Origin of the sequence: Sphaerisporangium sp. NPDC049002, from assembly GCF_040649355.1 — a bacterium.
Lineage (GTDB): Bacteria > Actinomycetota > Actinomycetes > Streptosporangiales > Streptosporangiaceae > Sphaerisporangium.
Map to the genome: position 1 here is coordinate 1 of NZ_JBEZFH010000277.1, position 8,266 is coordinate 8,266.

General features: G+C 69.8%; 7 protein-coding genes and 1 pseudogene. 3 read left to right on the forward strand and 5 right to left on the reverse strand.

Annotation, left to right across the window (positions count from 1 at the left end; genetic code table 11):
• From AB0B89_RS33010 to AB0B89_RS33030, 5 genes and pseudogenes are all read right to left on the reverse strand, one after another.
• Positions 1-377 (reverse strand): annotated as a pseudogene (locus tag AB0B89_RS33010) (PHP domain-containing protein); the annotation flags it as partial.
• Positions 374-1,438 (reverse strand): ABC transporter ATP-binding protein, encoded by a 1,065-nt coding sequence (locus AB0B89_RS33015; RefSeq protein ID WP_358560611.1) that lies wholly within the window; start codon positions 1,436-1,438, stop codon positions 374-376. The pseudogene AB0B89_RS33010 and the gene AB0B89_RS33015, both read right to left, overlap by 4 nt.
• The gene (locus AB0B89_RS33020; RefSeq protein ID WP_358560613.1) at positions 1,435-2,298 is read right to left on the reverse strand and encodes a carbohydrate ABC transporter permease; all 864 of its coding nucleotides are present in this window, start codon (positions 2,296-2,298) and stop codon (positions 1,435-1,437) included. Before AB0B89_RS33020 ends, AB0B89_RS33015 begins: the two co-directional genes overlap by 4 nt.
• On the reverse strand, positions 2,295-3,179 hold the full coding sequence (locus AB0B89_RS33025) for a sugar ABC transporter permease (RefSeq protein ID WP_358560614.1): 885 nt from the start codon (positions 3,177-3,179) through the stop codon (positions 2,295-2,297). Before AB0B89_RS33025 ends, AB0B89_RS33020 begins: the two co-directional genes overlap by 4 nt.
• 27 nt (positions 3,180-3,206) lie before the next feature.
• Positions 3,207-4,580 (reverse strand): extracellular solute-binding protein, encoded by a 1,374-nt coding sequence (locus AB0B89_RS33030; protein ID WP_358560616.1) that lies wholly within the window; start codon positions 4,578-4,580, stop codon positions 3,207-3,209.
• Between the two features lie 217 nt (positions 4,581-4,797).
• Between AB0B89_RS33030 and prcB the strand changes: the two genes are divergently transcribed.
• The 3 genes from prcB (at position 4,798) to pafA (ending at position 8,140) form a co-directional block, all read left to right on the forward strand.
• On the forward strand, positions 4,798-5,634 hold the full coding sequence (gene prcB / locus AB0B89_RS33035) for a proteasome subunit beta (protein ID WP_358560618.1): 837 nt from the start codon (positions 4,798-4,800) through the stop codon (positions 5,632-5,634).
• Positions 5,635-5,673: 39 nt separating this feature from the next.
• A complete protein-coding gene (gene prcA, locus AB0B89_RS33040) occupies positions 5,674-6,471 on the forward strand; it encodes a proteasome subunit alpha (RefSeq protein ID WP_358560620.1) in 798 nt (265 codons plus the stop codon).
• A 310-nt stretch (positions 6,472-6,781) separates the two neighbouring features.
• Complete coding sequence (gene pafA / locus AB0B89_RS33045; RefSeq protein WP_262844541.1) at positions 6,782-8,140, forward strand: Pup--protein ligase; 1,359 nt, start codon at positions 6,782-6,784, stop codon at positions 8,138-8,140.
• Positions 8,141-8,266: the final 126 nt, after the last annotated feature.

Genomic DNA, 8,266 nt, shown 5'->3' on the forward strand with positions numbered 1-8,266 from the left:
GGGGAGCCGGGGGCGGCCGGGGGAGTGGCGTGGGGCGTCACGGTGAGCTCGTACGGCAGGCCGTCCAGCGGGACCCGGTAGAGCCCGAGCAGCACCCGCCAGAGGCCGGGCTCCGGCTCCCCGGGCAGGTATCCGGGCGTGGCCCACGCGGGCGCGATCGTGTAGCGGGAGCGGGCGCCGCCCGACCAGCCGCGAAAGCCCGAGGGGCCCTCGCATCCGAGGTCCAGCACGCCGGAGGAACGGTCGTACGCCAGCTCCACGGTGAACGCGCGGGTGCCCGGCGGCAGCTCGACGGGCACCGCGTGGACCTGCTCGGCGAGACGGTCGTCGAGGGTCCACCGCCCGCGCGTCCTGATCGGCCCGGGAGCGGGGCTCACGGGACCACCAGCTCGCCGTCGCGGTAGACCAGCGCGCGGGCATGGCGCGGGACCGCCCAGGCCGGGCCGCCCCGCGCGGGCTCGGCGTCCTCACCGACGACGGCCCGCACCAGGTGCTCGCCCGCGTCCGATGTCACTTCGAGGGTCACGAGATAGGAGGTGCCCAGGTTCTCCACGACCGAGACGTGCCCGGCGAAGGCGTCCGGACGGGGGGACGCGGAAAGGTCGGTGTACTCGGGGCGCAGCCCGTACACGATCTCCTCGCCGTCGGCGACGCCCGGCGCCATCGGCAGCACGGCCCCGGCCACCCGCAGCGCGCCGTCCCCGGCCACCCCCGGCAGCAGGTTCATCGGGGTGTTGCCGATGAAGGAGGCGACGAAGGTGGTGGCCGGCCGCTGGAACACCTGCGAGGGGGTGCCGACCTGCGTGATCCGCCCGGCGGACATGACCGCGATGCGGTCGGCCATGGCCAGCGCCTCGCCCTGGTCGTGGGTGACGAAGACCGTGGTGACCGCCAGCTCCCGCTGGAGGCGCTTGAGGAACGTCCTGGCCTCCAAGCGCATCCGGGCGTCCAGGTTGGACAGCGGCTCGTCGAACAGGAACACCGTGGGGTGGCAGGCGATGGCCCTGGCCAGGGCCACGCGCTGCTGCTGGCCGCCGGACAGCTGGGCGGGCCTGCGGGCGAGAAGCTCCGAGAGGCTGAGCCGCGCGGCCGTCTCGGCCGCCTTGGCCTCGCGCTCGGCGCGCGGCACCTTCTTGATCCTCAGCGGGTAGGCGATGTTGGCGGTGACGTCCATGTGCGGGAACAGGGCGTAGTCCTGGAAGACCATGGCCACGTCGCGCCTTCCCGGGGGCAGTCCGGTCACGTCCGTCCCGCCGATCACGATCTGTCCCGACGTGGGGGTCTCCAGGCCGGCGATGGTCCGCAGCAGGGTCGTCTTGCCGCACCCCGACGGGCCGAGCAGCGCGAAGAACTCGCCTTCGGCGATCTCCAGGTCGAGGGTGTCGACCGCCCGGACTCCTCCGGGGAACTCCTTGGTGAGGCCGTGCAGCGAGATCACCGTTTGATCCCTCCGTGGAAGCGGAAGCCGTACCTGCGGCTCACGAGGACGTACATGAGGACGACCGGCAGGGAGTAGAGCAGCGAGAAGGTCGAGATCAGGTCGAGGCGCGGCGATCCGCCCTCGGTGTAGAGCGTGTAGAGGATCACCGCGCCGGGGGACTTCCCGGGGTCCCGCAGCAGGATGAAGGGCGTCAGGAAGCTGCCCCACACCGAGGCGACCGCCCAGACCGCGATCGTGGCGAGGCCCGGGCGGACCACCGGGACCACGATGTGCCGCAGGATCTGCAGCGGGCTCGCGCCGAACACCCGGGCCGACTCCTCGTAGGAGGTGGGCGTGCCGTCCATGAAGTCCTTCAGAATGAAGATCGCGGCCGGGAGCAGTCCTCCGGACAGCGTCAGCACGACGCCGAGGTGGGTGTCGACCAGATCGAGCCGGGTGGCGAGCTCGAAGACGGGCACCATGGCGGCGGTGCCGGTGACCACCGACGACAGCAGCAGCAGGACGTACAGAAGGGCGTCCCTGCCCGGGACGCGGACCCGGGACAGCGCGTACGCGGCCAGCGCCGCCAGCGCCACCACCAGCGCCGCGCTGGCCGCGGACTGGAGCACCGAGTTCCCGAGCGAGCTGAGAACGTACGGGTTGTCCAGCAGTGCCCTGAAGTTGCCCAGCGTGAACTCCGGCACCGACGTGGTGATCGTCGGATGGGCGTCGAAGGGGGCGGTCGCCAGCCACAGCAGCGGCAGCGCGAAGAACCCGGCGACGACCGCGAGGAACGTGGCCCGCCCGATCGCCGCCACCGCGTGGCGCACCCGCCCGGTCTCCACCGGTACGGCCGCGCCGCGATCTCCCGCGCTCACCCGGCCACCCCTCTCCGGCCGCGCAGCAGGCGCAGGTACACCAGCGCGAGCACCAGGTTGATGAGCAGGACCAGGAACGACACCGCCGCGCCGAAGCCGAGCCGCCCGCTGCCGAGGGCCACGTCGTAGATGTAGACCGGCAGGATCTCCGACCGGCCCTCCGGCCCGCCGGCCGTGATCTGGAAGCTGGTGAAGTCGTTGAACGTCCACAGGCTGATCAGCAGCAGGTTGGTCAGCATGTGGCCCCTGATCCTCGGGAACACCACGTCGCGCAGTTGCTGGAAGGTCGAGGCCCCGGCGAGCCGGGCGGTCTCCAGGTGGGACGGGGGCACGTTCTCCAGCGCCGCGCCGTACAGCATCATCGAGAACGCGGTGCCGCGCCAGATGTTGAACACGATGATCGACGGCATGGGATGGTCCAGCAGCCAGGCGAACCCGGGAGTGTGGAGCACGGCGTTCAGCGTCCCCTGGTCCCGGTCGAGCAGGGCGATCCACAGGAACGCCACCACCGAGGACGGCAGGATCCAGGCGAGCAGCACCAGGCCCTCGACCCCCCGCTTGACCGGGCCCGTACGGCCGCGCAGGGCCCAGGCGATCGCGAAGCCCAGCCCCGCCTGGCCGGCGACCGCCGAACCGAGCACGAACTGGAAGGTCAGCCACAGCGAGGTGTGGAACCTTTCGTCCCCGAGCGCCGCGGTGTAGTTCTCCACGCCCACGAACCGGGGATCGGCCGCCGCGAGCCCGGTGAGCCTGAAGTCGGTGAGGCCGAGATAGATCGTCCAGAGCGCCGGGAAGATCAGGAACACGCCGACCAGGACCAGGGCGGGCAGCACGAACCCGACCGCCCTGGACCTCCCGAGCCCGGCCGCGTCAGCGTTCATTCGCGCTCGCTCGCTTGGGACGATCGTTCACTGGGAGACGTTGGAGGGGCCGCCGACCAGGCCTTCGAGCTTCTTCTCGTAGGCGGCGGCGGCCTCCTCGACGCTCCTGCCGGACACCACGTCGGCGGTCGCCTCCTGCAAGGCCACCGAGACCTGCGGGTAGACCGCGAGCCCCGGCCGGAAGGAGGTGATCGGCAGCACCTTCTCCGAGACGAAGCCCAGCATCGGGTCGGCGGAAAGGACCTCCTCGTTCACGTCGGTGCGCGAGGTGATCCTCGCCTCGCCCGCGAGGCCGGCCTTGGTCGCCTCGGCCGAGTGCATGAACGACAGCAGCTCCCAGGCCAGCTTGGCGTTCCCCGAGTTCGGGTTGAGCACCCGTACGGCCCCGCCGGACATGCTGACGAAGTCCTGGCCGCGCACCCCGGCGCCCGGCTGCCTGGCGGGGATGAGGGCGTAGCCGACGACCTTGTCGCGGTCGGGCATGGGCGCGACCCCGGCCTTCGGCTCGATGACGGCGCGCCAGAAGTAGTCGCCCTCCGCCAGGATGCCGATCTTGCCGTCGGCGAACTCCTGGAAGGACTTGTCGCGGCCCTTGGCCTCCTGCTGGAGCCGCGGGTCGCCGAGCCCGGTCGTGTAGATCTGCCGGTAGAAGCCGAGGACGTCCTTGACCGCCTGCGACGCGCCCGTCCACTTGCCGCCAGAGAAGATCTCCGAGCCGGTGCCCACGAGCAGGGGCAGGGCTCCCTGCATGGCGGTGGCCTCGCCCATCGCGGTCCCCGCGTCGATCTGGATCGGAGCCGGGACCCCGGCCTTCTTCAGCGCCGTGCCCGCGTCGATGATCTGCTGCCAGCTCGTCGGCTGCCAGTCGGCGGGCAGGCCGGCCCTGGCGAAGAGGGTCTTGTTGAAGAACAGCACGCGGCCGTCGGTGCCCTGCGGCAGCCCGTACTTCTTGCCCTCGAAGATCCCGAGGCCCTGGACCGCCTGGGGGATCCGGCTCCAGCCGTCCCACTGCTCGACCTCGGAGCCCGCGGTCTCCACCAGCGGCTTGACGTACCCGGCCTGGGCGAACTCGCCCACCCAGATGCCGTCCAGGTCGATGATGTCCGCGCCGGTGCGGGACTTGAGGTCGAGGGCGATCTTGGTCTTGTACTGCTCGTCGTCGACGCCGTTCGGCTGGAACAGCACGTGGACGCTCTTGCCCTTGGCCTTCTGGGCCTCTTCGAACTTCGGGATCAGCCAGCTCTTGGTCCAGTCGGCCGTCGCCGCGTTCTTCCCGCCCGAGATGGCGTTGGCGGTGATCGTCAGGGTGGTGCCGCCGTCTCCGGAGGGTCCTCCGGAGCCGCACGCGGTGAGGGTCAGGGCGGCGGCGGCCAGCGCGGCGAGGGTTCGTGTAGGTGTCACGGGGGACCTCCCCTAGGGGGGATGGAGGCATACCTGTTTACATGTCACGACAACTCGACAATTACATGGCCGGTCTGATCCGTAAAGATTATTTTTGTGGAAGATGAGGCTGGATGGGCGAAAGCGGTTCGCGCTGAGCTGATCGTGGGAAGTGCAACCACGACAGCACCACGAGTAGGGTCGGCGTAGAAGCCGAAAGCACTTGGGAGGGAGTCGCGTGGCAGCAGAGCGGGGCTGGACGAACAACTTGTTCCTGGACACCGGATCGACGTCGTTCACCGAGTTCGTGGGGTCCTACGCTCCGGGGCTCCTCCCGGGGAGATTCGACTCGATGGCGGCCTCCGTCGGTGACCTGATCCCGCACGCGACCACGATCGTCGCGTTGAACTTCGCCGGCGGCGTGGTCATGGCCGGCGACCGGCGGGCCACCTCGGGCAACTACATCTCCCAGAAGGACATAGAGAAGGTCTTCCGCACCGACGACTACTCCTGTATGGGCATCGCCGGAACGGCGAGCACGGGCATCGAGATAGCCCGGCTCTACCAGGTCGAGCTGGAGCACTACGAGAAGCGTGAGGGCCGCGAGCTCTCGGTCGAGGGCAAGGCCAACAGGCTGGCCACCATGATCCGGGGCAACCTGCCGATGGCCATGCAGGGCATGGTCGTGGTGCCGCTGTTCGCCGCCTACGACGAGACCCGCGACGCGGGCCGCATCTTCTCCTACGACGTCGGCGGCGGTCCCTACGAGCAGAGCAACTACGCCTCGATCGGCTCGGGCTCGCTGTTCGCCCGCGGCGCGCTGAAGAAGCTCTACCGCGAGGGCGCCACCGCCGAGGAGACGGTGCTCGCGTGCATCCAGGCGCTCTACGACGCCGCCGACGACGACTCGGCGACCGGCGGGCCCGACGTCACCCGCAAGATCTGGCCGCTGGTCGCGGTGATCACCGACGAGGGCTTCCGCCGCCTGCCCGACGAGGAGGTCGAGGGGTACGTACGGCAGGTGCTCGACGCGCGTCTGAACAACCCCGACGGACCCACCGCCCCGCTGCGCTAGTCACCACCCACGGCCACGAGAGGATCACCACCGGTGTCCATGCCCTTTGGATATGTGTCCCCCGAACAGGAGATGCGGGACAAGGCCGATTTCGCGCGGAAGGGCATCGCGCGCGGCCGCAGCGTCGTGGTGCTGCAGTACGAGAACGGCATTCTGTTCGTCGCGCCCAACGCCTCCAGGGCGCTGCACAAGATCAGTGAGATCTACGACCGCATCGGCTTCGCCGCCGTCGGCAAGTACAACGAGTTCGAGGCGCTGCGGCTGGGCGGCATCCGCTACGCCGACATCAACGGCTACACCTACGACCGCAGTGACGTCACCGCCCGCGGGCTGGCCAACCTGTACGCGCAGTCGCTCGGCATGGTCTTCACCGAGTCGCGCAAGCCGTACGAGGTGGAGATCGTGGTCGCGGAGGTCGGTGACGCGCCCGAGGACGACCAGATCTACCGGCTCACCTTCGACGGCTCGGTCGCCGACGAGCACGGTTTCGTCGTCATGGGCGGCGTGGCCGACGCGGTGGCGGGCCGCCTGAAGGAGCGTTTCTCCGAGGGCATGACGCTGACCGAGGCCCTCGACGCCGCTCTCGGGGCCCTCACCGAGCCCGGCGGCGAGCGCCCGCCCGTCTCGCAGCTGGAGGTCGCGGTGCTCGACCGCACCAGGGAGCACCGCAAGTTCCAGCGGCTCACCGGCCCGCGCCTGGAGCGGCTGATCGCCACCAGCGCGCCGTCCCCCGAGCCCGCGTCTCCGCCTGATGTCAGCGGCGCGCTCAACGGGTCCCCCGGCGACTCGGCGGCCACCGCTCCCGAGGGCGACATCGACGACGGTTCCGGCGACTGAAACCAGCCGCCGAGGTCTCCGTCGAGCTCCACCCGGTCACGTCCCGGTCCCCACGCCAGTCAGGGGGCCGGGACGTGCCGTCTCCCGCCTGAGGGAGCGGACCCCTCGGCATCGGAGCCGGTCGCCTGAGCGGCCCCTCGGCATCGGAGCCGGCGGTCTCCGGCCGGCGGGACGAACCGTCAAGGTCGCGGAGATCCATACGCCCCCGGGGTGGGCCGCGCGTCACCGGAGGGCGATGGCAGGGACTGCTCACCCGGAAACCCGGAGAAGATCCCTCCCCTACGGGGCCCCGGGGACATAGTGTGATGTGATGGATCGTCGCATCTTCGGCTTGGAGAACGAATACGGCGTCACCTGCACGTTCAGGGGTCAGCGAAGGCTGTCTCCCGACGAGGTCGCGCGGTACCTTTTCCGCAGAGTCGTGTCCTGGGGCCGATCGAGCAACGTGTTCCTCCGCAACGGTGCCCGCCTGTATCTCGATGTCGGAAGCCACCCTGAGTACGCCACCCCCGAGTGTGACAACGTCGTGGAGCTCGTCACCCACGACAAGGCGGGGGAGCGCATCCTCGAAGGGCTGCTCGTCGACGCGGAGAAGCGGCTGCGCGAGGAAGGCATCGCTGGAGACATCTACCTTTTCAAGAACAACACCGACTCGGCGGGCAACTCCTACGGCTGCCACGAGAACTACCTCGTCGGCAGGCATGGCGAGTTCGGCAGGCTCGCCGACGTCCTGATCCCGTTCCTCGTGACCCGGCAGATCATCTGCGGGGCCGGCAAGGTGCTCCAGACCCCGCGCGGCGCGGTCTACTGCGTCTCCCAGCGTGCCGAGCACATCTGGGAGGGCGTGTCGAGCGCCACCACCCGTTCCCGCCCGATCATCAACACCCGCGACGAGCCCCACGCCGACGCCGAGCGCTTCCGCAGGCTCCACGTCATCGTCGGCGACTCCAACATGAGCGAGTCCACCATGCTGCTCAAGGTCGGCGCCACCGACCTGGTGCTGCGCATGGTGGAGGCCGGCACGGTCATGCGCGACCTCAGCCTTGAGAATCCGATAAGGGCGATCCGCGAGGTCTCTCACGACATGACCGGCCGCAGGCGCGTGCGCCTGGCGAACGGCAGGGAGGCCTCCTCCCTGGAGATCCAGCAGGAGTACCTCTCGAAGGCCCGTGACTTCGTCGACCGCCGTGGCGGCGACGCGATCACGCGTAGGGTCCTGGAGCTGTGGGAGCGCACCCTGCGGGCCGTGGAGACCGGGGACCTCGACCTGGTCTCCCGCGAGATCGACTGGGTGACCAAGTACCAGCTGATCGAGCGCTACCGCAACAAGTACGACCTCCCGCTGTCCTCGCCCAGGGTCGCCCAGCTCGACCTCGCCTACCACGACGTGCACCGCAAGAGAGGGCTGTTCTACCTGCTGCAGAAGCGCGGCGCAGTGGAGCGGGTGGCGTCCGATCTGAAGATCTTCGAGGCCAAGTCGGTGCCCCCGCAGACCACCCGGGCCCGGCTGCGCGGCGAGTTCATCCGCAAGGCGCAGGAGAAGCGCCGTGACTTCACCGTCGACTGGGTGCATCTGAAGCTGAACGACCAGGCCCAGCGCACGGTCCTGTGCAAGGACCCCTTCCGCAGCGTGGACGAGAGGGTCGACAAGCTGATCGCCGGCATGTGAGCGAGGGTCCCCGGCCGCCGGCCCGGGGACAGGCCGCCGAGACCCCCCGGGAGGCTCGTCACGAACAGCCGCCCCGGGGGGCGTAGCCTGGTGTAAGTTTCGCGCCGGGTCAGATGGGATATTCGG